The 24,156-nt window shown below is 66.0% G+C and carries 23 protein-coding genes; 10 read left to right on the top strand and 13 right to left on the bottom strand.

Translation table 11 applies throughout. The features are described from left to right. The first annotated feature begins 4 nt into the window (after window positions 1-4). Entirely contained in the window at window positions 5-1,390 is a 1,386-nt protein-coding gene (locus LZC94_29750; protein ID WXB12026.1) for a hypothetical protein, read from the top strand. Here the strand turns inward: LZC94_29750 and LZC94_29745 are convergent. Next, entirely contained in the window at window positions 1,362-2,261 is a 900-nt protein-coding gene (locus LZC94_29745; protein WXB12025.1) for a LysR family transcriptional regulator, read from the bottom strand. The genes LZC94_29750 and LZC94_29745 overlap by 29 nt on opposite strands. 61 nt (window positions 2,262-2,322) lie before the next feature. Between LZC94_29745 and LZC94_29740 the strand changes: the two genes are divergently transcribed. Then, complete coding sequence (locus LZC94_29740; protein WXB12024.1) at window positions 2,323-2,832, top strand: cupin domain-containing protein; 510 nt, start codon at window positions 2,323-2,325, stop codon at window positions 2,830-2,832. 132 nt (window positions 2,833-2,964) lie between these two features. Next, window positions 2,965-4,809 (top strand): alkaline phosphatase family protein, encoded by a 1,845-nt coding sequence (locus LZC94_29735; protein ID WXB12023.1) that lies wholly within the window; start codon window positions 2,965-2,967, stop codon window positions 4,807-4,809. Between the two features lie 50 nt (window positions 4,810-4,859). Here the strand turns inward: LZC94_29735 and LZC94_29730 are convergent, their stop codons facing one another. The 5 genes from LZC94_29730 to LZC94_29710 all read right to left on the bottom strand — a co-directional run bounded on the left by LZC94_29730 (window position 4,860) and on the right by LZC94_29710 (window position 7,796). Then, entirely contained in the window at window positions 4,860-5,117 is a 258-nt protein-coding gene (locus LZC94_29730) for a hypothetical protein (GenBank protein WXB12022.1), read from the bottom strand. Window positions 5,118-5,139: 22 nt separating this feature from the next. Further along, window positions 5,140-5,397 carry a hypothetical protein gene (locus tag LZC94_29725; protein ID WXB12021.1) on the bottom strand — a complete coding sequence of 86 codons (258 nt, stop codon included), beginning with the start codon at window positions 5,395-5,397 and terminating at the stop codon, window positions 5,140-5,142. A gap of 23 nt (window positions 5,398-5,420) precedes the next feature. Beyond that, a complete protein-coding gene (locus tag LZC94_29720; GenBank protein WXB12020.1) occupies window positions 5,421-6,239 on the bottom strand; it encodes a hypothetical protein in 819 nt (272 codons plus the stop codon). 219 nt (window positions 6,240-6,458) lie between these two features. Beyond that, window positions 6,459-6,983 carry a HutD family protein gene (locus LZC94_29715; protein WXB12019.1) on the bottom strand — a complete coding sequence of 175 codons (525 nt, stop codon included), beginning with the start codon at window positions 6,981-6,983 and terminating at the stop codon, window positions 6,459-6,461. A 99-nt stretch (window positions 6,984-7,082) separates the two neighbouring features. Next, complete coding sequence (locus LZC94_29710) at window positions 7,083-7,796, bottom strand: SDR family oxidoreductase (GenBank protein ID WXB12018.1); 714 nt, start codon at window positions 7,794-7,796, stop codon at window positions 7,083-7,085. 114 nt (window positions 7,797-7,910) lie between these two features. Here LZC94_29710 and LZC94_29705 point away from each other — a divergent pair, with 114 nt between their 5' ends. Further along, the gene (locus tag LZC94_29705) at window positions 7,911-8,852 is read left to right on the top strand and encodes a LysR family transcriptional regulator (protein ID WXB12017.1); all 942 of its coding nucleotides are present in this window, start codon (window positions 7,911-7,913) and stop codon (window positions 8,850-8,852) included. Here LZC94_29705 and LZC94_29700 read toward each other — a convergent pair. Together LZC94_29700 and LZC94_29695 are read right to left on the bottom strand one after the other, a co-directional pair. Beyond that, complete coding sequence (locus tag LZC94_29700; GenBank protein WXB12016.1) at window positions 8,843-9,175, bottom strand: metalloregulator ArsR/SmtB family transcription factor; 333 nt, start codon at window positions 9,173-9,175, stop codon at window positions 8,843-8,845. The genes LZC94_29705 and LZC94_29700 overlap by 10 nt on opposite strands. After that, complete coding sequence (locus tag LZC94_29695; GenBank protein WXB12015.1) at window positions 9,175-9,822, bottom strand: SRPBCC family protein; 648 nt, start codon at window positions 9,820-9,822, stop codon at window positions 9,175-9,177. Before LZC94_29695 ends, LZC94_29700 begins: the two co-directional genes overlap by 1 nt. Before the next feature lie 164 nt (window positions 9,823-9,986). On the opposite strand from LZC94_29695, the gene LZC94_29690 reads away from it, so the two are divergent. Then, the gene (locus LZC94_29690; GenBank protein ID WXB12014.1) at window positions 9,987-10,910 is read left to right on the top strand and encodes a hypothetical protein; all 924 of its coding nucleotides are present in this window, start codon (window positions 9,987-9,989) and stop codon (window positions 10,908-10,910) included. A 30-nt stretch (window positions 10,911-10,940) separates the two neighbouring features. Here the strand turns inward: LZC94_29690 and LZC94_29685 are convergent, their stop codons facing one another. Then, a complete protein-coding gene (locus LZC94_29685) occupies window positions 10,941-11,966 on the bottom strand; it encodes an alcohol dehydrogenase catalytic domain-containing protein (GenBank protein WXB12013.1) in 1,026 nt (341 codons plus the stop codon). A 75-nt stretch (window positions 11,967-12,041) separates the two neighbouring features. Between LZC94_29685 and LZC94_29680 the strand changes: the two genes are divergently transcribed. Further along, window positions 12,042-12,959, top strand: coding sequence for a LysR family transcriptional regulator (locus LZC94_29680; GenBank protein WXB12012.1), 918 nt, complete (start codon window positions 12,042-12,044; stop codon window positions 12,957-12,959). Here LZC94_29680 and LZC94_29675 read toward each other — a convergent pair. Genes LZC94_29675 through LZC94_29665 form a run of 3 tightly spaced genes read right to left on the bottom strand, consistent with a single transcriptional unit; the run spans window position 12,950 to window position 17,966 of the window. Further along, window positions 12,950-15,226: a DUF853 family protein gene (locus LZC94_29675; GenBank protein WXB12011.1), complete on the bottom strand. Its 2,277-nt coding sequence runs from the start codon at window positions 15,224-15,226 to the stop codon at window positions 12,950-12,952. The two genes, LZC94_29680 and LZC94_29675, sit on opposite strands and share 10 nt — an antisense overlap. Then, complete coding sequence (locus LZC94_29670) at window positions 15,223-17,373, bottom strand: hypothetical protein (GenBank protein ID WXB12010.1); 2,151 nt, start codon at window positions 17,371-17,373, stop codon at window positions 15,223-15,225. The genes LZC94_29675 and LZC94_29670 overlap by 4 nt, the downstream gene beginning before the upstream one ends. Continuing rightward, window positions 17,370-17,966: a hypothetical protein gene (locus tag LZC94_29665; protein WXB12009.1), complete on the bottom strand. Its 597-nt coding sequence runs from the start codon at window positions 17,964-17,966 to the stop codon at window positions 17,370-17,372. Before LZC94_29665 ends, LZC94_29670 begins: the two co-directional genes overlap by 4 nt. Before the next feature lie 132 nt (window positions 17,967-18,098). On the opposite strand from LZC94_29665, the gene LZC94_29660 reads away from it, so the two are divergent. Together LZC94_29660 and LZC94_29655 are read left to right on the top strand one after the other, a co-directional pair. After that, a complete protein-coding gene (locus tag LZC94_29660; protein ID WXB12008.1) occupies window positions 18,099-19,331 on the top strand; it encodes a YbjQ family protein in 1,233 nt (410 codons plus the stop codon). 762 nt (window positions 19,332-20,093) lie between these two features. Next, window positions 20,094-20,597 carry a DUF6194 family protein gene (locus LZC94_29655; protein ID WXB12007.1) on the top strand — a complete coding sequence of 168 codons (504 nt, stop codon included), beginning with the start codon at window positions 20,094-20,096 and terminating at the stop codon, window positions 20,595-20,597. Window positions 20,598-20,675: 78 nt separating this feature from the next. On the opposite strand, the gene LZC94_29650 is transcribed toward LZC94_29655, so the two are convergent. Next, window positions 20,676-21,542: a transporter gene (locus tag LZC94_29650; protein WXB12006.1), complete on the bottom strand. Its 867-nt coding sequence runs from the start codon at window positions 21,540-21,542 to the stop codon at window positions 20,676-20,678. Window positions 21,543-21,802: 260 nt separating this feature from the next. Between LZC94_29650 and LZC94_29645 the strand changes: the two genes are divergently transcribed. Both LZC94_29645 and LZC94_29640 read left to right on the top strand, forming a co-directional pair. Then, a complete protein-coding gene (locus tag LZC94_29645) occupies window positions 21,803-23,077 on the top strand; it encodes an FAD-dependent oxidoreductase (protein ID WXB12005.1) in 1,275 nt (424 codons plus the stop codon). A 10-nt stretch (window positions 23,078-23,087) separates the two neighbouring features. Further along, complete coding sequence (locus LZC94_29640) at window positions 23,088-24,107, top strand: sigma-70 family RNA polymerase sigma factor (GenBank protein WXB12004.1); 1,020 nt, start codon at window positions 23,088-23,090, stop codon at window positions 24,105-24,107. Window positions 24,108-24,156 lie beyond the last annotated feature (49 nt).

Here is a 24,156-nt window from a genome sequence, read left to right as displayed (position 1 = left end):
CGCCATGACCATCAAGATCGTGCTCGCGGTTTTGGCCCTGGCCCTCGCAGCCGGTCTCACGCTTGGGGCGGCCCTCGATGTGTCGCAAGCTTGGGACGTCTGGTCGTACCACCTGCCGTTCGCCGCCCGCATCGTGGGCATGTCCGATCCGAGCACATACGCATTCAGTGCCGACAACGAGGCGCGTTTCGCGGGCTTCCCGCTCGTGGCGGAGGCCCTTCAAGGCGTCCTCTGGCGCGTCTCGGGGAGGCCCGAGTCGGCGAACTTCGTGGCGTTGCTCTCTTTGTTCGGGCTCGTCACCTATTTGTTTCGCGTTCATGCCGTGCCGCCCGCCGTGGGCCTCTTGGCGCTGGTGGCCATTCCATTGGTCCAAACGCACGCCGCCGCGGGCTACATCGATCTGCCGGCCAACGTGTGCGCGGCGCTCCTTCTCCTTACGACATACCAAGCGCTCGTGCGCCGCGACCCCGTACCCCTACGCCTCGTCCTACAGGCTGCACTCTTCGCCGCCCTGGCGGCGAACATGAAGTTTCAAATGCTCCCCGCCGTCGTCCTCGGGCTGGGGGCCCTCTTCGCGTGCGCGGTGCTGCGCCGGGGGCCCGGGGCGATGGGAACCAAGCGCACGCTCCTCGTCTTTGCGGCGGCGCTCCCCATCGTCTTTGCGACGCCGATCAAGAACGTGGTGCGTTACCACAATCCGGTGTGGCCCGAGGAGGTTCACGTCCTCGGCGTCGACTTTCCGCACCTCGAAGAGGCGTACGCTTCGAGCCCGGCGTACCTCGAGCACGCGTCGCGTCCGAGGCGCTTCGCGTGGTCGTTGTTCGAGGTCGGTCTTCCCCCCATCGCGAGCCAGAGGCGATGGTCCATCGACCAATACACGCCGCCGAGCGAGCCGGGATACCGCATGGGGGGCTATTTCGGCGCCTATGTCGGCCTGCATCTGGCCGCGCTCATCGGCGCCGCGTCGAGACGGCGATCGCGCGAGGCCACGATGGCGCTCTTGGGGGTGGGCGCCGTGACCCTGGTGACATGTGCTTTGCCGCAATCGCACGAGCTCCGTTATTACCTTTATTGGATGTTGCTCTTGGTCAGCGTCAACCTCGCCCTCTGGGCGGGGAGCGCTCCACGGCTGACGGGGCTGATCGCCGCGGGGGCTTGCGCCATCGTGCTCTGGGGCACGTCCGCGCGCTACGTGCATCCCTCGGGCGATTCGTTCGCCGCGCTCCTCGCGCGCCGCGTGGATCGGAGCATCGTGGAGCGCGCCGCCGACGGCGAGCGCATTTGCGTGGCGCGCGAGCCCTGGACCTTCCTCTATGCGCGCACGTTTCACCCGCACCTCGCGCGCTACACGGTGCAGGAGGCTACGAGCGAGGCGGCGTGCGCGCGGTGAGCAGCACCGAAAGGCGCTCCTTCACGTAACGCAAGAAGGCGGCGATGCGCTGGGTGCGCCGGAGATCTTTGTGGTAGCCGGCCCAGAGCTCGCGCGTGGGGATCGCGCTCTCGTGCCCGAGCCGCACCAGCTTTGCGCCGTCGCCCAGGATGCAGGGGAGCACGGCGAGCCCGGCGCCGGATTGGGCTGCGCGCAAAATGGCGTCGAAGTTGTTGCTGCGAAAGGTGATGCGGGCGGCGAAGGCCCGATCGCGCAGCCAGCGCTGATCGGCGATGTGCGCGAACGAGTCGGTGACGTTGAGCACGTGGTGGCCGGCGCAGCCATCGTCGAGCCGCGGCTTGCCGTACGCCCGAAGATACGCGTCGGACGCATAGAGGGCGCTCGGCAAGTCGGCCATCTTCTTTTGAACCAGGTCCAATTGTTCGAAGCGAACATGGCGAATGGCCACGTCGGCCTCGTGGCGGCTGAGGCTGACCTTCCGCAACTCCGCCGTGATCTCCAGGCGAATCGTGGGGTGCGATTCGATGAAGGCGCCCGCGCCCGGCGCGAGGATCCACGTGGCGACCCACTCCACGCAGGAGACGGTCAGCGCTTCGGAGGCCTGGCTCTCCCGCCCTGCCGCCTTCCGGCCGAAGGCGAGGGCGCCCTCATCCATGCGCTCGAGGCTCTCGACGAGCTCGCGGCCGAGGGGGGTGAGCCGAAAGCCCTGCGTCGTCCGCTCGAACGGTGAAAATCCGAGCCTCGCTTCGAACGCGGCCAGGCGGCGCCCCGCCGTGGGCTGGCTCACACCGAGCCGCCGCGCGGCGCCCGTCAAGGCGCCTTCCCGCGCGATGGCGAGCACGAGGCGCAGATCGTCCCAGTCGAGATCCATGTAGGTTACCTATACACGAATGCATGGTGACGCAACGGATCCATGCATTGCTGGGGGTGCGGTGGCGGCGTATTTCGATGGGATGTCCTATCCCGATCCCCGTTACCTGGCGAAGGATGGCGAGGTCAGTGCCATTTACCGTCCGATCCATCAAAAGCCGGATCTCACCATCGGTACGCACACCGTGATGCATTATCTGGCCACCGGGGCGAGCACCCGGGGCGATTTCGGCTTGTACAGAGTCGATATGGCGCCGCAGACGCGCGGCGCGGCGACCCATTTTCATCGGACGATGTCCGAATCGTTCTTCATCCTCTCCGGAACGATGAGGCTCTTCGACGGCGCGCGTTGGGTCGACGCAAAGGCCGGCGAATTTCTCTACGTCCCCGAGGGTGGCCTCCACGGGTTCGGAAACGAATCCGACGATCCGGCGTCGCTGTTGATGCTCTTCACCCCCGGCCCGCCGCGCGAAGCCTACTTCGAGGCGCTGGCCGAAAGGGCCACGGGCCGGTCGTTCACCGAGGACGAGTGGAAGGCGTTTTGCGAACGCCACGACAGCTACTTCGTTTGACTCCCGATCGTACGGTCATGCGATTTCGAGATCTCATCCTCGAATTCATCTCCTGACCTTTGCGAAGATGACACCTACTCTCCACGGGTGCGGTCCACCATCGCGCGCCGCACACGCAGGGAGGAAAATTCCATGTCTCGATTGGGGTGTTTTCGAGTACGACGCGCGTTTCCATGGCTTCTCGTGGGGGCAGGGGCCATATCGACATTCGCCCAGGGCGCGCCGGCGGCCGCCGCCCCGGCCGCGGCGCCCACCACGGCGCCAAACAGCATGCTTTGCGCGGGCCAGACGCAGTACGCACAAGGGCAGCCCGTTCGGATCTCGTATGCCAGCACGCGCGTATCCTCCACGAACTGGGTGGGCATCTATGCCGACGACGGGCGCGCGCCGGGCAGCGTTCCGTCGCTCGTATGGGCTTATGCTCCGAACGCAACGGGCTCGGTGAGCTTATCGACGCAGTCGCTCGCGCCAGGCCACTATGTGGCATACTACCTTTACCAAAACGCCTACACGTCGCTCTCGGCCCCCGTGAAGTTCGATATCAGCTCCGGGCCGGCGACGGGGAGCCCGAACCTCATCGTGAACGGCGACGCCGAGTGTGGGAATGGCTCCGCGAGCGGGTACGACGGCGCCATCGTCCCGGGGTGGCAGGTCTCGGGGCTCACCAGCGTGGTAGGCTACGATGTCGGTAAAGGTTTCCCCTCGCGGGGCACGTCGGGTCCGGCGCTGCGCGGCGATCAATTTTTCTCCGGAGGGCCCATTGGCAACTCCACACTTTCGCAGACCATCGACATATCGACGGCATCATCCGCGATCGACGGCGGCGCCGTCACCTACGATTTGTCGGGGTGGTTGGGCGGATACGCCAACGAAACGTCGTGGACCATCGTCACCATCACCTTTCTGAACGCGGGCAAGTCCGCGATTGGGACCGGGAAAATCGGCCCCGTCAGCGCAGCCGATCGTCGAAACACCACCGCCTTGCACGAGCGGACGGCGCACGGCAAAGTTCCGGCCGGGGCGCGGAGCATCTCCGTGGTGGTGGAGTTCGTGGGCGAGGCGATGCGAAATCTCCTCAACCAATACAACGACGCCTACGCCGAAAACCTCTCGCTGACCCTCTCGGCCCCGCTGCCGGCACCGGCCGTTCCCGACCCGGCGCCCTCCACCGTGCCGTCGTTCGATCACGTCTTCTTCGTCATCCTCGAGAACAAGCGCTACGACGAAATCATCGGATCTCGTTCGAAGGCGCCTTATTTGAATGCGTTGGCCGCCGGCAATGTTGCATTGGCGCAGTCGTACGGTCTCATCCACCCGAGCGATCCGAATTACATGGCCGTCGCCGGCGGCTCGACATTTGGCCATCAAGACAATCCCATGCCGGGCGGCATCGGGACCATTGCGGCCCCGCACCTCGGCGATCTGGTCGAGAGAGCGGGAAAGTCGTGGCGCGGGTACATCGAGGACATGGGTACACCGTGCAACCTCGTCAAAAACGGTCACTACGATCCCGACAACCTACCGTTCCTCTTCTTCGAGAGCATCGGCGGCGCCGACCGAACGCGCTGCAAGGAGCACCTCCACCCCATCACGCAATTGTGGGCCGATCTTCGCGCGGCGTCGACCACGCCCAACTTCGTGTGGTTCGAGCCCAACAGCTGCAACACCATGCACGACTGCGATGTCCGCACGAGCGACGATTGGTTCAAAGAGAATCTTCCGAAAATTCTCACGTCTCCCGCGTGGACCCAAAAGCGCTCCTTGCTGATCATCACCTTCGACGAAGACGACAACGTCAGCGGGCAAGCCATCCCGACCATCGTCGCGGCGTCGTCTGGAATGGCGAAAACCGGGTACCAGTCGAGTGTGCGCTATACGCACTACAGCATGGCGCGGGCCATGGAAAGTGCGTTGGGGTTGCCGAATCTGACGCAGAACGATCAATACGCAACACCGCTCAACGATATTTGGCGTTGAAGGGACGATAGGGGGCGTCGCGTTGGCGCGGCGCCCTGCGTCGTTTTTGCTTAGCTGTCGCGAAGGAGCTCGTCGACGGATGTTGCGGTGACGGCTTGGCGGATCCAGCGATTGAGCACGTCGAGGTCGGTGCAAGCGAGGATGCGTGCGCGTGCTGTGTCGGGGATGGGGAGGCCGCGAACCTCGAGCACGGTGAGGACGTCGTGCATGCGGCCTTCGGCGATGCCCTCGGTGCGGCCTTCGATGCGGCCTTCGCCGCGGTGTTTGAGGGCGAAGTCGCTTTGGTATTCGAATGGGCGGGTTGCCATGAGGTTCTTTTGCGATGCGTTTTTAGCGGTCGCGAAGGAGCTCGTCGACGGAGGTTGCGGTGACGGCTTGGCGGATCCAGCGGTTGAGCACGTCGAGGTCGGTGCACGCGAGGATGCGTGCGCGTGCCGTGTCGGGGATGGGGAGGCCGCGAACCTCGAGTACGGTGAGGACGTCGTGCATGCGGCCTTCGGCGATGCCCTCGGTGCGGCCTTCGATGTGGCCTTCGCCGCGGTGTTTGAGGGCGAAGTCGCTTTGGTATTCGAATGGGCGGGTTGCCATGAGGTTCTTCTGCGAAGCGTTTTTTAGCTGTCGCGAAGGAGCTCGTCGACGGAGGTTGCGGTGACGGCTTGGCGGATCCAGCGGTTGAGCACGTCGAGGTCGGTGCAAGCGAGGATGCGTGCGCGTGCCGTGTTGGGGATGGGGAGGCCGCGAACCTCGAGCACGGTGAGGATGGCGTGAATGCGGCCTTCGGCGATGCCCTCGGTGCGGCCTTCGGTGCGGCCTTCGCCGCGGTGTTTGAGGGCGAAATCGCTTTGGTATTCGAATGGGCGGGTTGCCATGAGGTTCTCCAGTGCGGCTTTGGCGACCTGGTTGAGCGACAGAAAGACGAGCTCCGAATAGGGTAGCGCACGATCGGCGTCGAGCTCATGGCAAGCGGCAAGCGCCGCCTTTGCCATCTCGACGGCGCGCTCGGGTTGCTCCTTTTGCCCATGAGCCATGACGCTGAGAATGGCGAGCTCAGGCGTTTTGCGCGCCTCGGCGGGGTCCAGGATTTGGGGAATGTCGTTGGGGCCCAACACCAGCGGGGTTAGGCAAAAACCGGGATGTCCGAGAGGAATGGGCTCGCGGGCCCAACGCGCAACGCCTTCGTCGACCGCCACCACCAAGAGGATCACGTCGCAGCCGAGCTTTGCGTGCGCGCCCGTGAGGTAATGGGGCCATACCCGGCGCTTGTTGGCCTTGGGTGTGAGTTGTGGTTCGAGAATGAGGGCGCAGACGTTTCTTCCTGCCTGCTCGAGCACGATCACCAGGTCGGCCGTGAAGGTTACGGGAACGGGATCCGTCCCATCGGCCTCGCCGATGTGCGCGGAGTCGAAATCCGGGATGGGGGTACGCAGCACATCGCGCAATAACTCTGCAGCGAGCGTGGGCGCATTTCGAAAGAGAAGAACCAATCCCTCATGCGTGAACGACGGCATGGTGAGCAAACCCTACCGAGCCCCGGATGCGCGTGCCAGAAGAAACGCCTGTTGGAGAGCTGTTTCTCAACTTCGCGAGTCGCTCGCTCATTGCTAATCGGCCGAAGTGTCGTGAAGATTGCGGACAATCGACATCGCGTCTTAGCTGTGAACGACGATTCGAATGAGCGCGATCCGCGATGGCGTTCGTGGTTCGAGATCGAATGACGTTTGGGCGACGAGCGTGTCGCCTGCCGGAGCTTGCGCGAGCTCTCCGGAGAGCACGTGAATCAAGCAGGTCTCGCCTGCCTCGATGGCGACCCTGGAGGGGACGGAGACGAGGCTCGGGGTGAGGGTCGCCGAGGCTCGCGCGCGGTCGACGATGACATTGAAGTCACGGACTGGCCCATCGAGAAGCGTTCCGTGAACATCCCAATCGCCGGAGAAGGTGCGCGGCTCGAGAGGGCGCGCGAGCTCGACGCGGCCGTGGGCTCCGCAGTCCAGGGTCATGCCTGCGCCCTCGAGGAGCATGATGTGTCGGTCGTAGCCCTCGAAACGTGAGAATGGACCATCCGACGCGACGTCGGCGACGCTTATACGGTAGATGAAACGCTCTCCGGAAAGGGCGGCGCCCTCGGGGTCGATGGCGATCTCGGTGGTGGTCCCACCTCCATTGCGCCAAGGCATGCGGCGATTGTCGGAAGAGCGAATGACCTTCATCGCGCGCGAGCGTATCGCGACGGGCGAGCGTGCGAAAGGAGCTTACGCTCGGACGAAAGACGACGCCTAGCGCAAGACGTAGCCGCCATCGGGATAGAGCACGGAGCCCGTCGTGTAGGTGTTCTGCATCAAGAAGAGCACCGCGCCGGCGACCTCGTCGACGGTTCCTACGCGCCCGAGCAGCGATGCTTCGGCGTAGGCCGAATACGCTTGGGTGCGTTGGGGCTCGGGGCGCCTTTGCCAAAGAGCGCTGTCGATGAGACCCGGCGATACCACATTGACGCGCAAGGGGGCGAGCTCCACGGCCAGCGCGCGGCCCAAGCTCTCGACGGCGGAGTTGCACGCGGCATACGCCGCTGCGGCTCTCGGCGGATGCGCGCCGTATGCGCCGCCCATGAGCACGATGGAGCCGCCCGGCGCCATGCGCGGCCGCGCGTGCTTCACCGACCAATATTGGCCCCAGAACTTCGAACGGAACGGGCTCTCGGCCACCTCGTCCGAAATCGTGTCGATGGGGCCGGCGCCGAGGTGGGACGAGCCGGGCGTAAACAAATGATCGAGCGAGGGGATCTGCTCGAAGAAGGCCGCGATGCTCTCCTTGTCGCTCGTGTCGATGGAAACACCGCGCGCCCGCGGGCCGAGACGATCCACCGCGGCCTCGAGCCGCTCGCGCGAGCGCGCGCCGAGGACCACCTGGCCCCCGAGCTCCACGACCCGCTCGGCCACGCGCAATCCCATCCCCGAGCTCCCACCCACGATGACGACCGTTCGATTTTCCATCGGCCATTTCCCTTTCGAAAAAGGGGTGTAGCGCGATTCCCGTTCCCGTGTAGTGCCATGTAGCTGCTTGACTGGGGAACGAAATTCCCCAATTGCACCATCATGGTGTCGGGCATGCTTTCGGACGATCGGTTCAACGGACTTCAGGCGTTCGTCGCCGTCGCGGAGGCTGGGAGCTTCACCGTCGCGGGGGAGCGGTTGTCGCTGTCGCGTTCGGCGGTTGGAAAGAGCATCGCCAAGCTCGAACGACGATTGGGCACGCGGCTCTTTCATCGAACCACGCGAAGCCTCCGCCTGACCGACGAGGGCCGCACGTTCCATGCGAGCTGCGTCCGGGCGCTGGCCGAGTTGGAGAAGGGCGAAACGGCGCTCGCCGCGCGCAAAGGTGCGCCGTCGGGCCGGGTCAGGATCGATCTTCCGGTGTCGTTCGGGCAAAGGTGGGTCGTGCCGATCTTGCTCGAGCTCGCAGAGCGCCATGCGGCGCTTCGGTTCGACATTTCGTTCTCGAATCGGAGAACGGATTTCGTCCGCGAGGGCGCCGACCTCAAGATCCGAATCGGCACCTTGGGCGACGACGGTACGACGGTGGCGCGCTACCTCGGTGTGCAAAAGCGAGTCCTCTGCGCCGCCCCCGCGTACCTCGACCGCCATGGGCGCCCGCATCGGGTCGCGGATGTCCAATCCCACGACTCCATTCTGGATCGGCGCGGCACGCGGGCGTGGTGCCTGACCACGCCCGACGGCAAGGTGCAATCGGTCAACTTACGAAGCCGTTTGTGCTTCGATCGCGTGGACGCCGTCGCGGACGCGGCCCTCGCCGGCCAGGGGGTGGCGCGCCTGCCATCGTGGCTCGTCGCCGAGCACCTCGCGTCGGGCGCGCTCGAGGAGGTGCTCCCCGGTCATTCGATCGAGGTATTTCCCATTCACGTGCTCTGGTTGGGGAGGGCTCCCTTGCCGCTCAAGACGCGGGTGGTGGTCGACGCGTTGGTCGAACGGTTCTTGCCGATAGCGCCTTGGGAGAGGGGTGAACGGCGCCTTCATCCCTCTCACTCCTGACGCCGTTTCCGCTTCCCTCGTGCGATCTCGGTGGCCAGGGCGTCGAAGCGCGGCTCCCAGAATTGGCGGAATCGATCGAGCCAGGAGTCGACCTGTCGAAGCGGCGCGGCGTCGACGGTGTACAGGCGGCGCGGGCCGTCGACGCGGACGGTGGCAAATCCGTTTTCGCGGAGGACTTTGAGGTGTTGGGATACGGCGGATTGCGTAATGGCAAATTCGCGCTGGACGGCGGATACGATGTCACCGGACGAGAGCTCGCCGCCGGCGAGGAGCTCCAGGATGCGGCGTCGTACCGGATCGCCCAGGACGTCGAATGCGTGCATCAGGTGTGCGCGGGAGGCTCGCCCTCACCCGTGTAGAAGGCGGTGGTGCGCGCCGCGGATGCTTTGGCCACGGCGGGATCGGTGCCGGAGGCGATGGCGGCGCGGCACCAATCGTCGCTGCTCCTGCGCGCGAAGTCTTTGCCTTCTTCGGAGAGCGGCCACTCGGCGGCATCTTTGGGATCGACGGCCGCGCCGGTCGCCAAATGGTGGCCGAGGCCCGTGATGGCGAGATCCCAGCCGACGCCCGTGGCGCCGGGGCCGAATTGGTTCCAGTGATCGTCGACATAGGTGGTGTGCTCGAGCTCGAGGCGCGTGCCCTTCGAGACCTCCTTGAGCGTGACGGCGACCCAGCTGGTGGTCTCGGCGTATACCCACGTGAGCGAGAAGCGGCGCGGCGGCGCGCACTCCGTGATCTCGCCACCCGCATTTCCCTGTAGCTGGTACCGCCCGCCCGCGCGTAAATCACCGGTGACGGGCAAAAACCAGCGCGGAATGCGCTCGGGGTTGGTGATCGCGTCCCAGAGATCCTCGATCGACGTGTCGTAGGTGCGGCTGGCGACGACGACCCGGGCGGGGCGGCCGTTTTGCTCGCTTTCGCGGACTTCGCGGGTTACGGCTCCAATGTAGCGGACGACGTCGATCTTCATGAGGCTCCTCCGGATGGCGAACGAGGGTGAGAAACGGTTCGTTGATGTAGCGCGAGCTAATATAAGTCATACCTTAAATAAGGCAAGGGCGGCTCGCGCCCCAGGGGCCAACGGGTGGCACGACGGCTGCTCCTCTCGCGCTCGGAACGAGCTACGATGGGCCGATGTCCGCGAGCTCACCTCCGGCCGATTTTCCGAAGCACGTGGTGCGCTTCGTTCAACAGGAGCCGCGGTGCGATGGTTCCTTTTACGAGCTCGTGCGCGGAAAATTGAGCCGTCCGCCCCCGGGGATGGACATGTACGTGCCCGGAGGTTGGCGCAACCCGTCCGCGCGGCGCTGGCGTGCGGATCTGCGCGGGCCCGGTTACGATCGGGGTAGCGCGCAGGACCGCCGCGAGCGCCATCATGCGCGGATCCGCGCGGGCTTTTATGTCACGCTCGCGCTGACGGCGGGGACGTGTGCGCTGGCTTGTGTGAAGACGCCTTGGTGGCTCCTCGCGGGCATCGCGCTTTGGTTCGTCTATGTCAACGTGCGCGATCGATACGAGCTATGGATCGAGAGGGAGGCTCCCGCGTCGCGCTTCCCCGAGCCTTGGGGGCTCACCTGGGAGCGCTCGATCGACGTCGCCGGAACGGTGCGCGCGTTGGTCGATTCGGATGCGCCGTTGATCCTCGATTGGTGGGAGCACCAAGGCCGCGCGCGGATCGTGCAATGTGCGCCGTTCGCCATCCTGGTGGGCGGTGAGCTCTTCGTGGTCCGGTGCCGGACGGCGCCGCTCGTCCTCGCCCGCAAGGCCGCGTGGACCGAGACCGCGCAGGGCGCGCAGAGCGACGCGGCGCGCGTTCTATCGGACGACATCGGCGATCGATCCGGGTGGATCGCCTTGGTGCGCGATGGGGTGCGCATCGAAGTGGCCGCGCCGATCGCAAAGCGGATCCCGAGCATGGGGGACATCACCTTGAAGGGCAAGGTCCGGCTGCCGCGGCCGCCCGGGAGCGAAGGGGTGACGTCGACGTTGCTCACCGACGATGGAATGGAGCCCGTGATCCTTCGCGTGATCGACGAAGGCGGCTCGCCGTTTCGGTGATCGCCGCCCCGCGGCTCGGCGGACGCTCGCTCACGGGACGAGGACGGCGCGAAATCGAACGGCGCCGGCGGAGACGCGGTCGTACGCTTTGCGCGCGTCGTCCAACGAATAGGTCTCGGTGAGCACCCGGATTTTGCCGCTCGCCGCCAGCTGCACGGCCTCGTGCACGAACTCGCGCCCGTTCTGTTGGGAGAAGAGGATCTTCTGCCGATTGACCATCATCTGCGGAAAGACGGTGCGGTTCGGGATCACGAGATCCTCCTCGGGGCCGGCCGCGCCCATGACCACCAGGCTGCCCCGGGGGCGCAGTCCGCGAAGGGCGTCGCTCGCCGTTCGGTACGAGTTGGCCGTGGAGAGGATGACGTCGGCGCCGCCGATGCGGGCGAGCGCTTCGCCGTCTTCCACCACCTCGTCGGCGCCCAGCTCGCGGCTGAGGGCGTGCTTGTCCTTGGAGCGCGTGATGGCGATGGCGCGGAAGCCGGCGGCTTTGGCATATTGCAGCGCGAGGTGTCCGAGCCCCCCGATGCCGACCACGGCGACGCGCGCGCCGGGGAGGGGCTCGGCGGCGCGCAGGCCGCTCCACACGGTGTTGCCGGCGCAGAAGATGGGGGCCGCCTGCTCGAAGGAGAGGCCATCGGGCAGCAGCATGGTCGCCGCTTCTTCCGCCACCAGGTACTCCGCGTGCCCTCCGAATCGATGAATCATGAGGAGCTTCTGGTCGGCGCAATCGATGATATCGCCGCGGCTGCACCACTCGCAGCGGCCGCACCCCGCTTGCAAGGCGCTGGTGCCCACCCGATCGCCGACCTTGCGCGTGCGCACGGCGGAGCCGATTTCGACGATTTCACCGACGGGCTCGTGACCGAGCACCGCCGGTAACTCCAGCGGGAGGAGCCCTCCCTGCGACAGGTGCACATCGGTGTAGCAAAGGCCGCTGGCCCGAACCCGAATGAGCACTTGCGCCGGCCCCGGACGCGGGCGCGGCACCGCCTTCACCTCCCAAGGCGCATCGAGAGCGGTCACCACGGCGGCCTTCATCGTTTCGACAGTCGTCATGGGCAGGAAGCTAGGCCGGCGCGGAATCAAGAAAAAGTAGCGAAAGGTTGAAGCATTTATTAGCCTGTCTAAATAATGAGGGACGAGCTCGCCGGCCTGACCACCTTCGTCGTGGTCGCAGAGAAGCGAAGCTTCACGGCCGCCGCGACCGAGCTGGGGGTGACCGCGTCGGCCGTGAGCCAGACGATCCAGAAGCTCGAGGATCGGCTCGGCGTCCGGCTCTTTCAGCGAACGACCCGGAGCGTCGGCCTCACCGAGGCGGGGCAGCGCCTCTGGGAGCGCGTTCGGCCGGCGTTCACCGACATGCTCTCGGCGGTGGAGTCGCTGGACGAGCTGCGCGATCGGCCCGCGGGCACCCTCCGGCTCACCATTTCGCGCGTGGCCTCGTCGATCGTGCTCGAGCCCATGCTGGTGGCGTTCCTGCGCGAGCACCCCGAGATCCGGCTCGACGTCTCGGTCGACGATGGGCTCGTGGACATCGCGGCGCGCGGGTTCGACGCCGGCGTTCGTCTGGGCGAGACGCTCGACAAGGAGATGATCGCCGTGCGCATCTCCGGCGCGCAGCGCGCGGCCGTCGTGGGCGCGCCGGCGTATTTCGCCGCGCGCGGCAAGCCGAAGCACCCGCGCGATCTGCACCGGCACGATTGCATCGGCTACCGGCGCATCAGCGGCGGCGATATCTACGAATGGGAGTTCGACGAGCGCGGGAAGGACTTCCAGATCGCCGTGGACGGCCGCATCGTCGTCGACGATCCGTTCTTGGGATTACGCGCGGCCAAAGGCGGGCTCGGGCTCGTTTACGTTCTGGAGGAGATCGCGCGCCCGTACATCGAGCGCGGCGATCTTTTGCGGGTGCTGCACGATTTCTGTTCGCCGTTTCCGGGGTTCTTTCTTTATTATCCGAGCCGGAGCTACGTGCCGCTCAAGCTGCGGGCGTTCATCGACTTTCTATCCAAGCCGAGGGAGAAGCGGCGCAAGCGCGGTCACGGTTGATTCCACGCCGCGCGTGCATCGGGTGACGTGCGGTCGCGGATTTCCTCTTCGCCCCAGGTGGGGCCGTGCAGGGTCATGAGCTTGCGGCTCTGGAGCCAGTGGGGGGGCTGGTCGGCGCGCTTCATGACGAAGCGGCCGGCGGGGGCCCCCACCAGGCGATCGATCGCGGAGGCGACATCGAAGTTCGGGGGGGCGCCGAGGGCGTCGGCGGCCTTCTTCTTCTCTTGGGACGCGTTGATGCGGCCGATGGCGACGGTGTTGGCCTGGGCGACGACTTTGTAATCGACGTCCGTGAAGTTTTGAGTGCAAAAGAGCCCGCACACGCCATACTTGCGCCCTTCTTTGAAGATTCGCTTCAAGAGCTTCTTCGACGCCGGCTCGCCATGGGGCGGCATATACGGACCAATTTCGTCGAAATAGAGCAGAACGCGCGGCGCGCCGCCGCGCTGGCGCAGCATCCATCCGTAGAGGTCCGCCAGGACCATGGCGACGAAGCTCTCTTTGTTTTGTTGATCGCCGAGGCCGTTCAGCCAAAGGACGTTGAGCGGTGTCTTCGACGGATCGGGCGACGTGAGGAGGGCGTCGAGATCGAGCGGGCGCCCGAGGCGGAAGAGGAGGCTCTTGGAGCCAATCGTGAGGAGCCGGAGTTGTTTGACCAGCTTTTCGCGCTGGTTGCGGTCGAGGAGCGGATCGTCGAGATCTTCGTCGTTGGCGATGCCGGCGATGAGGTCTTCGATCAACAGCGACGAGACCTTCTTCATGGCCTCGCGGATGCGCTCCGCCAGGTATGCGCGCGCGTGATCGCGCCATTGGGCGATCTTCACGTGCGCGAGGAGGTTCTCGGCGACGGCCTCGGAGTAGGCGGTGCTTTGCTCGATGCCCATGTCGCGGGACGGAAAGCGAAGTGGGTTGAGCGAAATGCGCAATCCGGCTTCGCTCATCGGCGTCAAAAGTCGGATATCGGCCCGGTCGCGGTAGGCGTCGCGCCGGGCGCGGAGCGCGGGTTCGAGGTGTGTGTCGTCGAGCGGCTCGGCGAGGGTCAGGATGTCGCCTTGCACGTCGAAGGCAAGGACGGGGACACCGGCGAGGATGGCTTCTTCGGCGATGGCTTTCGCCAAATAGGTTTTGCCGGAGCCCGAGGCGCCGAAGACGGCGATATGTCTCATGAGCTCGGGGGGTTGGAGTCGGACGAGCTCCTTTTTGGGATCGGCGCCGATCCATAAGGGTTCCGGGGTGCGTGCAGGATCGCGTGCCGGGCTGGCGCTCGGCTTCCCGGGCGGTGGGGGGTCGACCATTTTTCCGCGCGGTGGGGTGGTTTCGCGGCTTTTTTCGTGAGGTAAAGCGGGGTCGCTGCTGTCCATGGCCGGCGGAGCACCGTTGCGCTCCGTATTGGGGGCGGGGACGTCGACCATTGAAGGCGGTGGCGTGGTGAGCGGCTTGGGGACGTCGATTTCATCGGGGAGGGTTCGTCCCCAGAGGCGCCAGCAGGGTGCCTGGGCTGCGCATGTGCGGCACGTCTCGAGATCGGGCGCGCGCGGCGGGGGGGCGCCTCCGAGCCAGGAGCGCATATGGTGCACGAGCGTGAGCAGCTTTTCCGCGTCGCCTTCACGCGGTGGATCGGCGGCGTCGATTTGGATGCGGTCGCGCACCACGTGGACGAGCGCGGGGTGCGCGTGGGTGCCCTTCGCGGCGTACGCCATGGCGTAGAGGCGCACCTGTTCGAGCTGGGCCAGATCGGTCCCCGCGTACGTCTTGAGATCCCAGAGCCACGTTTGCTCGGCGTGGCGGCACAATAGATCGATCCGGCCGCGGATGGTGGCGCCGTCGAGCTCGAGCTCGATGGTCTCTTCGGACGCGGGGAACGCCTTGTCGACGGCGGAGCGCGCATTGGCGGCTCCGGCGGATGCTTGCACCATCGGTGGGGTCAGGAGCTTGGCGATATGGCGCACGGTATCGGCGAATCGCGCGAGGTCGGCGCCGTCGACGTGGCTGGCGACCTTCTTGGCGTGCGCGTGCGCTCCGCTCAAAGCCAATTGAAAGAGCGCGTGCTCCACCGCGGCCGGATCGGGTCTTTGGCGTCCGAGGAGCGCGTGCAATTTCGGATCTTCGGCGGCGCCGGTGGCGATGGCGTGGAGGGCTTCGTGCGCGGCCTGTCCGAAGGCATCGGGGCCATAGGGCACCACGCGATGTCCTTCGCGGGCGAGGACGAGCTGCCTCGGGCAGCGCGTGGCGGTGACGACTTCGGTGACCGAGAACGTGGGGCTCATGACGGCGAGGCTCCCGGACGAAGGAGGACCACGGGGGAGCGGTTGCGATCGGCGACCACGTCGACGGCGCCGCGCCCTGCGAGCACGTGGAGCGCGGCGTCCACCGTTTCGACGCTCAAGCCGAGGGTCGCGGCGAGACGGGCGGCGGGCTCGAAGGCGCGTTCGGTCTGCAGGTGCCGGAGGATCGCGGTCACCTGGGTGTCGCTGGCTTTGGCGCCTTCGGGGGCGCGCGGTCTCGGCTGCTCGACGGGGAAGACCTTGCCGACGACCCGCGCCGGGATGGCCAGGAGCGATGCGAGGTGCTCGACGGCGATGTCGAGCGCCGTCTTGCGGTCGACGGGGACGTCGCCGGCGGCGGCGGCGTTGAGGAGCGCTTCGATGGCGGCCAGGGGGACGATTTCACCCTCCGCGATGCGGAGGACCACTCCGCGCGACGTCATCTCCAAGAGCGTTTTGTGCGCGGCCGACGGGAGCGGAAACGATTCTTCGCGCAGGAGCATGGCCATGTCGGCTTGATTGGCGGCGACGACGTCTGCGAGGCGCCTCACCGTGGACGCGGCGGATTTGCCGTTTTGGCTGTTCGAGCTCTCGATGTAAACGCGTTTGCGCTCGCCGTTGCGCTGCAGAACGACGCGCATGCCTTCGATGCTCGTCCTGCGGGCGCGGTGCGGTGCGATCTCCTCCACCAAGGTGCCTTGGATCGGTCGCTTGGCGCCCTGCGCTTGCCGGAAGATGTCGTACGCGACGGCTTGCGCGAGCGCGGCGCGGGCGTCCGGTTGCCGCGCGGTGCGTGGTTCTTCGTCGATCAAGGTGTCCAGCTTGCGTCGGACGATATCGAGGGGTTGAGGTGGTGGCGGGGGCTTGAATACGTCGGTGTTGCGTTGCCCGCGCGGCTCGCGCAGGAGCGCTTGGAAGTAGCGAACGACGGCGCGCGGTGTTCGCAGCTTTTCGCGCGTGACAACGTCGAGTACCTGCTCGCGGGAGAGTGGAAAGAGCGGATCGCTCGGGTGCTCGTCGAGGCCTTCCCAGAAGTGCTTCATGCGCGTCTCGACGAGGAGGAGCGCTTCGTTTGGGGTGAGCCCTTTGAGATGGACGGCAGGCGTGTCGTCGAATCGATCCTTGACGTACCCCGGCGCTTGCTCACGGAGACTTGGCCAGAGCTGCGTTTGGCAGAGGACCAGGATCACGGTGCTGGGGGCATCGTTGTAAAGCTCGGCAATGGTCTCGAGGAAGGTCATGACAGCGTCGGGGCCGAGCCGTACGGTCCCCTCGATCTGGTCGAAGGCGAGGAGCACCGGGGTGCCGGCGAAGCGCGCCAAGGCCAGCAGGGTCTTGAGCGCGCGCACGGCCTCCGCCTCCTCGTCGAGCACGAGGGAGGTCCCGAGCGCGTCGAGGCGCTCCGAGGAGAGACTGGATCCGCCTAGCCAATCGACGATGGCCGTGCGCTCTGCCTCGCCGCCCTCGGGGAATCGGGCGACGATCCGGAAGACTTCGCGATCGACGGCCGCGAGCTCCGGGAGACGGAGCGCGGTATCGACGAACGCGCGCTCCACCAGGGGCCAGCCGTGCTTCAATTGCTCCACACAGGAGGAGAGGTATCGATCGGGGTTGGCGCTGGTGGCCTCTTCGAGCCGGGCGCGGAGCTCCGCGGGGGTCGACTTGTTGGCGACGAGGACTTTGGCGATCGCGAGGAGCGCTCGCCAGAGCAGGATCTCGATGGGCGTGTCGGTGGCCTCGTCGATGTGACGGTCGCCGGCGAGCCGGACCGAGAGCTGTCGCACGAGCTCTTGCAAGACGTGATGCCGAGCACGCGCGAGCGATCGCAGCGGGGGGATGACGGTGAGCGCAAAGCGCCCGGTCGCGGTTCCTTTGCGCCACCCCTCTTCGGATTGGCGCCGCAGCCACGCGAGGAGATGCGTTTTGCCTTCGCCCGCGTCGCCCGTGATGACTTGAAGCGACGTGCGCGCCGTTTCGCGCGCGTCGCGGACGAGCGCCAAGCATTGCTGGCGCGCTCCCGCGTGGATGCTCGGGACATCCGGCGTTTCGCGGAAGGCGTTGGGGAGCACGGCATCGGAGAAGGGGCTGGGCGAGGCGGCGAGCAGGTCCTCCAAGCGGTCCGTCTCGGTAGACGATGGCCGGACGCTCATCGAAGCACCACGTACTGCAGGTGGCCACGGCCTGGCTCCTCGATGGCGAGCTCGGGGTCGGCCAGGCGCGATGGATCGTCGGCCGTCTTCAAGTCGACGACGAAGTCGCGCTCGGCCTGCAGGAGTCTGTGGTCGAAGTTTCGCCGGGTCCATCCGCGGCGGAGAAACGCGTCGCGAACCTCGGGGATGGGGACCATGCCGGCATAGCGGCCGCCGCGATCGAGCTGCGCGAGGATGGTGAGCAGGTCGGAGTCGAAGCCGGCGCCATCGCTGGCGGAGCGCGGGCCCGCATCCGGCTCCGAGGTGGCCGTGAATGCGCGCGCGATGATTTGCGTGAGCGCTTCGACCTGGCCGGCCAATGCTTTGATTTGTTCCGATACGCTCGCGATCGTTGGACGGGGCGGGCGCGGGGATTTCGGCGGCGGTCGGGGCCCGCGTCTCGGTGATTTGGCGCTTGCGTCCTGGACGTCGGGTTTCCGTCCAGGCTTCCCCCCGGTCCCTGTTTTGACCGCGCGCTTCGTGCCGCCTTTGGCGACGATCTTCTTCGTGGATTTGCTGCGTGCTTCGGCGCTCGCCGACTTTCGTGCCCCCATGATGGTTGGAGCGTATCACCGCGGCGGCAATGTCGTGTCTGACATGATGGGGGATAGATTCGTTGTCACAATCACTCCAGATACGCTTGCGCCACTCGCGCAATGGGCGAATGTCGTACTACAGTCGCCTTCATGCTCATCTCGGGAATGTCGGGGAACGAAATCTTCTGTCTCGCACAAAAGGGGCTTTTCCCGGGCGAGATCGCCGTCGGCAACAGCGTCCGGTCCATGGGGGTCGGTGGCTCCATCGGCGCATCATTTCAAAGTATGGCGACGGGAGAGATCGGCGCCATTACCCAGCTCATCTCCGAAGGGCGCCATGCTGCCATATCGCGCATGGAGGACGAGGCCAAGCGGCGCGGCGCCATCGGTGTCACGGGGGTGATCAGCGAGCTGACGACACTTGCAGGATACACGGAATTTCTCTCGCAAGGGACGGGGGTGCACGTGCAATCCGTTCAGCCAGGGCAGCCGTTCTTTTCCACGTCGGCATCGGGGACCGAGCTGTATTGCCACATCGACGCGGGCTATCAGCCCGTCAAATTCGTCATGGGGAACGTGGCCTATGCGCTCGGCATCGGCGGGGGGATCATGGGGTCCCTTCGCACGATGGCGCAAGGGGAGGTCACCGAATATTCGCAGCTCTACAACGGGATACGGCATCTTGCGCTGCAGCGGCTGCAGGCCGAGGCCGCGGCGCTGGGGGCCAACTCCGTGGTCGACATTCGTCTCGATATGCTCCCCTTTGGGCCGGCGGGCACCATCGAGCTTTTGATGACGGGCACCGCATCGTACAACCCGCGGCTGTCCCAGGGGCCTGTCGCGCCCGACCAAGTCGTCACCTCCGAGCTCACGGGCGAAGAGCTCTGGAACCTCGCCAAGCTCGGGTTCGTACCTCAAAGGTTGGTCATGGCCACCTCGGTCTATTCGCTTGGCATCGCGGCCGGCATCGGCACCATGTTCAAGAGCATGTCGCGCGGCGAGCTCCCCGAGGTCACGCACTTGGTCTACAAGGCGCGCGAGAACTGCCTCGACCTCATTCGCCGGGAGGCGCAAGCCATCGGCGCCGAGCGGGTCATCGGCAATAAGCTCATCATCCGCGAGCTCGGCCCCGGGCTCATCGAAATCATCGCAGTAGGCACCGCGATCCGGCCGCACCCCAACTCGGCCCCGGAGACGCCGCATCTCATTCCCCAAGCGGTCATTCAAGACCGCGACATGATGAACCTGGGAGGCGCGCTCCCCCTCGTCATCGGCGCCCGCGCCCGCGGCGCCCCGAGGGCCATCGGTTGCCTCATCGTGTTGGTGATGATCATCGTGGGCGCCATCGTCGCAGTCTTCATCGGGTTGCTGTCGGGGAACTGACGAGGACCGTCGCTCGAGCTCCTTCCGGCGCCGCCCGGCATTCGGATGACCCTGTCGTTTGCGGCCTACTTGGGCATGCGGGAAGAGGGGTCGGACGATCGCGAGCGGTTATCGAAGGACGACGCGACGTCCGCCTCTCTAGGACTGTCACCTTCACAGCCGGTGTACCTGAGCTACGGTCGCGAGGTTTCCGGCGCCCGTGACGAAACGATGGTGCGAGCGAAGCGCTCCGGAGCGCGGCACGTGGCGAGACAAAACGACGGCGCGAACGAAGCGCTCCGCGCAATCGCACACATTCTGCTGCTGGCTTCTTTCGAACCAGACGAAAAAGGTGGAGAGAATAGGTCCGGTGGATACGAGCTGTTCGTGACGCAGCTGCCCCAACGAGGAATTCGGCCACCGGTCCGCGCCCGCTGCGCTTCCCGTCACCCGTCGCATGAAACTCCTCGCTTATTCCGCCCTCCGCTGTGGAGACTCTGGCTAAGAAGCTCACGAGGCATGCGCAGGCTGTCGCCTCCCACTCTTACCGATTAGCGACCCATCGTCTGCGGTCTTCCACGCGATGTCCGGCGCACCGCGCATCCGACCTAGTCAGCCCCACTGCGAGTTCGACGCCAACTCCGCATCACACGCTTTCATCGAGAAAACGAAGCGGTCGATCCGCCCCGCCCCCTGTCCCAAGACAAAATCCTGGTGTCCTAGACACCCGCTCTCCCCCTTGCCCTTGACCCTCCCGTTACGGGAGACACCAGACTTCCTCACATGGACCAAGCCTCAATCACACGGTACATCGTCGAAGCGTTCGCCCAGGTTCATACGGACACATCCACGGCAGATACGTTCTTCTTCTACAGTTCCTATCGCAAGCTCCCGTTCGCAACCCTGGTGACGCACGACACGGACTTCGACCATGCCTCCCACCTCGATCGACCCGACGTCTTCGGCCTGAACGTCGGCATCGGCCGCGAAACGTTTCGTTCGTTCTTCGGCCCGCGTCGCGCGGGCGGCGGCGAGAGCCCTTACGACTTTACGGCGTTGGACCGGGTGATGCCTCATCCCGTGTACGGTGCCATGCATTGGGTTTGCGTCCTCAATCCCTCCGAGACCACATTTCGAACCGTGCAGCCTTTGCTCGCCGAGGCCTACGATCGCGCTGTCCGCATGCACGCCCGCGCGACCATCACGGCCCAAACGCCTGCCGATGCCGACGCACCGCCAACGCTGCAAGAGAGCGCATCCCCGCCCGAACGAGCGCCCAAAGCGTAGGCGCTGACCTCGCTCGGCCACGGCCTTCTACCCCGCACTCGGAATGCGCCCTCTCCATTCGAGGCAACCGTATCGGCGCTAAAAGCGATACGACAGCCGAAGCCCCACGAAGCGGCTAATCGTAGCACCGCGGGTAGCCACGATGTCGGTCTGGTATTGCAGCAGCACCTGCAGCGGCTCGACGGGCCGGAGGCCCACCGTGGCGCGGATGCTCTGGATGCTTTGCCGATCGGTGGCCGTCAGCTCGCCCTCTGGGCCGGATGCCGCCACACGCCCATTGCGGAAATAGTGGTAGGAGGCGCCGAGCCAGATCTCTTTGCTGATGTCCATCGACGCGTGCACCGTTCCATTGAACGTAGGCCGCTGCTGCAGTGACACACGCCGCGACGTTCCGGGAAGGATGTAGTCGTCGTTCTTCGTATAGAAGATGGCCGCCCCCACCGCTTCGACCAGGAACATTCCCAAGAACCGGTGGCCGATCCCCGCTTGCTCGTCGAACGTCCAACGATTGGTGCCGACGTTGACGGGCCGGCGAGGGTCGTAGTTGCCAGTCGGCGCGCGGAGGTACGAGCTGAATACGAAGTAGGTGAAGTCCTTTTCGGACCATTTGATCGCATAGCCGATGGTCGGCAGATACGACAGATCGCCCATGCCGGAGCCGTGGAGGGTGGTCGTGCCTTGTCCCCCTTGTCCCGGAAGGTACACCTGAGCGTCGACCACCGGCACAAGCACGTCCAGCGGGACAATGGCCAGGTTGCCGAACTTCAGCAGGTGCAGGTAGCGGAAAATGGCCGTGTTTCGTACGTAATTTTGAGAGTCGGCCGACGTCTGGTGGCGCGCGTACATGATGAAGACGTTCGTGTGATTGGGCGCTAGCCCTAGCGCGTAATCGCGCGGATCCGTCTCGGCGCGGCCGAGAGAGGGGAAGAACAGCCCTGTCACCATCGTGGCGAGCACACACCGCTTCCTGATCGTCATGGAACCCCCCGCGAGCGTCGTGTCGTGTTTGGATGTTTTGTCGCGCGAGGGTTACTTCCGTATGCGGTCGATGTTTGCAAGACCTTTCGTGTGCATGACGCCTCATGGCGCGGCCTCGCGCTGCTCAAGCAGGCGATCGCATCCCGAGCTCGCGTGTAGGGTGTAACCTTTCGGGCGCCTCAAACGTGATCCCTTCGAAGAGCGCTTTTTCCGAGCGGAGGTGAATCATGGGTTCGAGCAATGTGGTGGTCGTGGGTGGTGGCTTGGCGGGTCTCTGTGCGGCGGTGCGTGCGGCAAGCGCCGGGGCCTCGGTGACCTTGCTGGAGCGCTCGCACCAGCTCGGTGGCCGCGCAGCGTCGCAAACGGAGGGCGAGCATACGTTCAATCAAGGACCGCACGCGCTCTACTTGGGCGGGGCCGCCGCGCGCGAGCTCGACGAGCTCGGCATCGCATGGGAGGGCTCCAGGGCCAAGTCGCCCTACTTTTTCGTCGAACGGGACGGAGCGTTCCAACCGCTTCCGTCGGGCGTGCTCGCGCTGCTCACGAGCAGCGTGCTCGGCTTCGGCGGAAAGATGCAGTTTGCAAGTGCATTCGGGAAGCTGACCTCCAACCAAGGCTTCGAGTCCATGCCCTTGTCCGAGTGGCTCGCGCGGGTGACCGACCCACGGGCGCGCGCGCTGCTCGCCGCGCTCTTTCGCGTGACCACGTACTCGGCCGACCACGATAAGCTCTCCGCCGCCGCCGCGATGCGGCAGCTTCACATGGGCCTCGACCGCGGTGTGGCGTACCTCGATGGTGGTTGGCAGAGCCTCGTCGATCGGCTCACCCTCCGCGCGCTGGATGCCGGGGTCGCGATCCACACGAGGACCTCACCGGTTTGCATTGCTCCGGAGGGTCCGCGGCTGTGCGTACACGTGCCGGATGTAGGCCCGCTGCTGGCCGATTCGGTGGTGCTCGCCGCCGGACCGCGCACGTGCGCCGCGCTCGTTCCCGAGAGCGCTTCGCTGGCCAACGCGGCGGCGCAAGCCGTCCCGGTGCGCGCGGCGTGCTTGGACGTGGCCTTGAACCAGCTGCCAAACGCGCGCCATCACTTCACGTTGGGAGTTGACAGCCCCGATTATCTGTCGGTGCACAGCGCGTTTGCGCGGCTCGCGCCCGAGGGCGGCGCGGTCGTGCACGTGGCGCGCTACCTGGTGGGCGACGCGCACGATCCCGCCCAAGTGCGGGCCGAGCTCGAAGCGCTCCTCGACCGATCGCAGCCGGGGTGGCGGCCGCACGCCGTGTACACGCGCTTCCTCCCCAAAATGACCGTCGCGCACGCCTTGCCCCTGGCCTCCGAGGGCGGCGCGCGCATGCCAGTGGCCGTCCCCGACGTCCCCCGGTTGTTCGTGGCCGGCGATTGGGTGGGCGACGAGGGCATGCTCCTCGACGCCGCCCTCGCGAGCGCGCGCCGGGCGGCCGAGCTCGCGCTTCGAAGCATCGCGCTTCGCGACGTGGCATGATGTTGCCACCTTGAAGATTCACCCGTCCTACGACACCGCGTATCGCGAGCACGCCAAGCACGTGTGGGCCATCGTGTATCGCATGACCGGCAGCGCGCAGGACGCCGACGACGTGGTCCAGGACGCGTTCGTGCGCGCCATGGTACGCGATCCCTCCGCCACGTCGGGGCAGCGCGAGGTCGAAGCGCGCGCGCCGCAGGCGACGGATCTCCGGCCGTGGCTCACGCGCATCGCGATCAACGCGGGCATCGATCTCCTTCGCCAGCGCCGGCGCTCTGCGTACATCGGACCCTGGCTGCCGGAGCCCTTCGACACGGAGGACGAGAGCTCCACACCCCCCGAGCCGGGCGCGGATTGCCGCTACGATCTGCTCGAGAGCGCATCGTTCGCCTTTCTCGTGGCCCTGGAGGCGCTCGCCCCGCGCGCGCGTGCGGTCCTCCTCTTGCGCGACGTGTTCGACTATTCCGTGCGCGAGGTGGCGGAGACGCTGGCCATGAGCGAGACCCACGTGAAGGTCACGCACCATCGCGCGCGCCGGATCATGGCCACCTACGAGGCGGACCGGTGCGTTCCCACGCGCGAGCTGCAGGAGCGAACGCGCAGCGTGCTGGCCACCTTGATGGCGCATTTGGCGGCGCAGGATGTCGCCGGCATCGAGCGCATCCTGGCCGACGGCGTGCGCACCTTGAGCGACTCGGCGGGCGAGCACCTCGCGGCGCGCGTGCCCGTCGTGGGGCGCAAGAAGGTCGCGACGTTCTGGGCGAAGGCCAGCGCTGGAAAAATCGCCTCGGAGATGGACGTGCGCATGCTCAACGGGCTGCCCGCCGTGATGCTCACCTTCGCCCTGCCCGCGGGGTACTCCGGGCGCTCGGCGCCGCGGTCCGTGATCACCATGCGGCTCGATGCGCAGGGGCTCGTACGGGAGATCCACACGATCCTGGCCTCGCGCAAGCTTTTGCGCCTCTTTGGAGGCCCCGCGCCCGATGGCGCCGGTGTCGCGCGAGCAGAGCCGGAATTGTCGAAAGCGTGATCATCGCGTGTGGAGCGGGCTACAGTTCGTAGACCCAGTGCACGCGGCC

This window comes from Sorangiineae bacterium MSr11954 (assembly GCA_037157815.1).
GTDB lineage: Bacteria > Myxococcota_A > Polyangia > Polyangiales > Polyangiaceae > Pendulispora > Pendulispora albinea.
Note: the sequence above shows the minus strand (reverse complement) of the source record. Positions and strands in the feature narration are given on the sequence as shown.

Coding starts and splice junctions, on each gene's coding strand:
- LZC94_29750 (WXB12026.1), top strand. CDS start 5: ATGACCATCAAGATCGTGCTCGCGGTTTTGGCCCTGGCCCTCGCAGCC.
- LZC94_29745 (WXB12025.1), bottom strand. CDS start 2,261: ATGGATCTCGACTGGGACGATCTGCGCCTCGTGCTCGCCATCGCGCGG.
- LZC94_29735 (WXB12023.1), top strand. CDS start 2,965: ATGTCTCGATTGGGGTGTTTTCGAGTACGACGCGCGTTTCCATGGCTT.
- LZC94_29730 (WXB12022.1), bottom strand. CDS start 5,117: ATGGCAACCCGCCCATTCGAATACCAAAGCGACTTCGCCCTCAAACAC.
- LZC94_29725 (WXB12021.1), bottom strand. CDS start 5,397: ATGGCAACCCGCCCATTCGAATACCAAAGCGACTTCGCCCTCAAACAC.
- LZC94_29715 (WXB12019.1), bottom strand. CDS start 6,983: ATGCCTTGGCGCAATGGAGGTGGGACCACCACCGAGATCGCCATCGAC.
- LZC94_29710 (WXB12018.1), bottom strand. CDS start 7,796: ATGGAAAATCGAACGGTCGTCATCGTGGGTGGGAGCTCGGGGATGGGA.
- LZC94_29705 (WXB12017.1), top strand. CDS start 7,911: ATGCTTTCGGACGATCGGTTCAACGGACTTCAGGCGTTCGTCGCCGTC.
- LZC94_29700 (WXB12016.1), bottom strand. CDS start 9,175: ATGCACGCATTCGACGTCCTGGGCGATCCGGTACGACGCCGCATCCTG.
- LZC94_29695 (WXB12015.1), bottom strand. CDS start 9,822: ATGAAGATCGACGTCGTCCGCTACATTGGAGCCGTAACCCGCGAAGTC.
- LZC94_29690 (WXB12014.1), top strand. CDS start 9,987: ATGTCCGCGAGCTCACCTCCGGCCGATTTTCCGAAGCACGTGGTGCGC.
- LZC94_29685 (WXB12013.1), bottom strand. CDS start 11,966: ATGACGACTGTCGAAACGATGAAGGCCGCCGTGGTGACCGCTCTCGAT.
- LZC94_29680 (WXB12012.1), top strand. CDS start 12,042: ATGAGGGACGAGCTCGCCGGCCTGACCACCTTCGTCGTGGTCGCAGAG.
- LZC94_29675 (WXB12011.1), bottom strand. CDS start 15,226: ATGAGCCCCACGTTCTCGGTCACCGAAGTCGTCACCGCCACGCGCTGC.
- LZC94_29670 (WXB12010.1), bottom strand. CDS start 17,373: ATGAGCGTCCGGCCATCGTCTACCGAGACGGACCGCTTGGAGGACCTG.
- LZC94_29665 (WXB12009.1), bottom strand. CDS start 17,966: ATGGGGGCACGAAAGTCGGCGAGCGCCGAAGCACGCAGCAAATCCACG.
- LZC94_29660 (WXB12008.1), top strand. CDS start 18,099: ATGCTCATCTCGGGAATGTCGGGGAACGAAATCTTCTGTCTCGCACAA.
- LZC94_29655 (WXB12007.1), top strand. CDS start 20,094: ATGGACCAAGCCTCAATCACACGGTACATCGTCGAAGCGTTCGCCCAG.
- LZC94_29650 (WXB12006.1), bottom strand. CDS start 21,542: ATGGTGACAGGGCTGTTCTTCCCCTCTCTCGGCCGCGCCGAGACGGAT.
- LZC94_29645 (WXB12005.1), top strand. CDS start 21,803: ATGGGTTCGAGCAATGTGGTGGTCGTGGGTGGTGGCTTGGCGGGTCTC.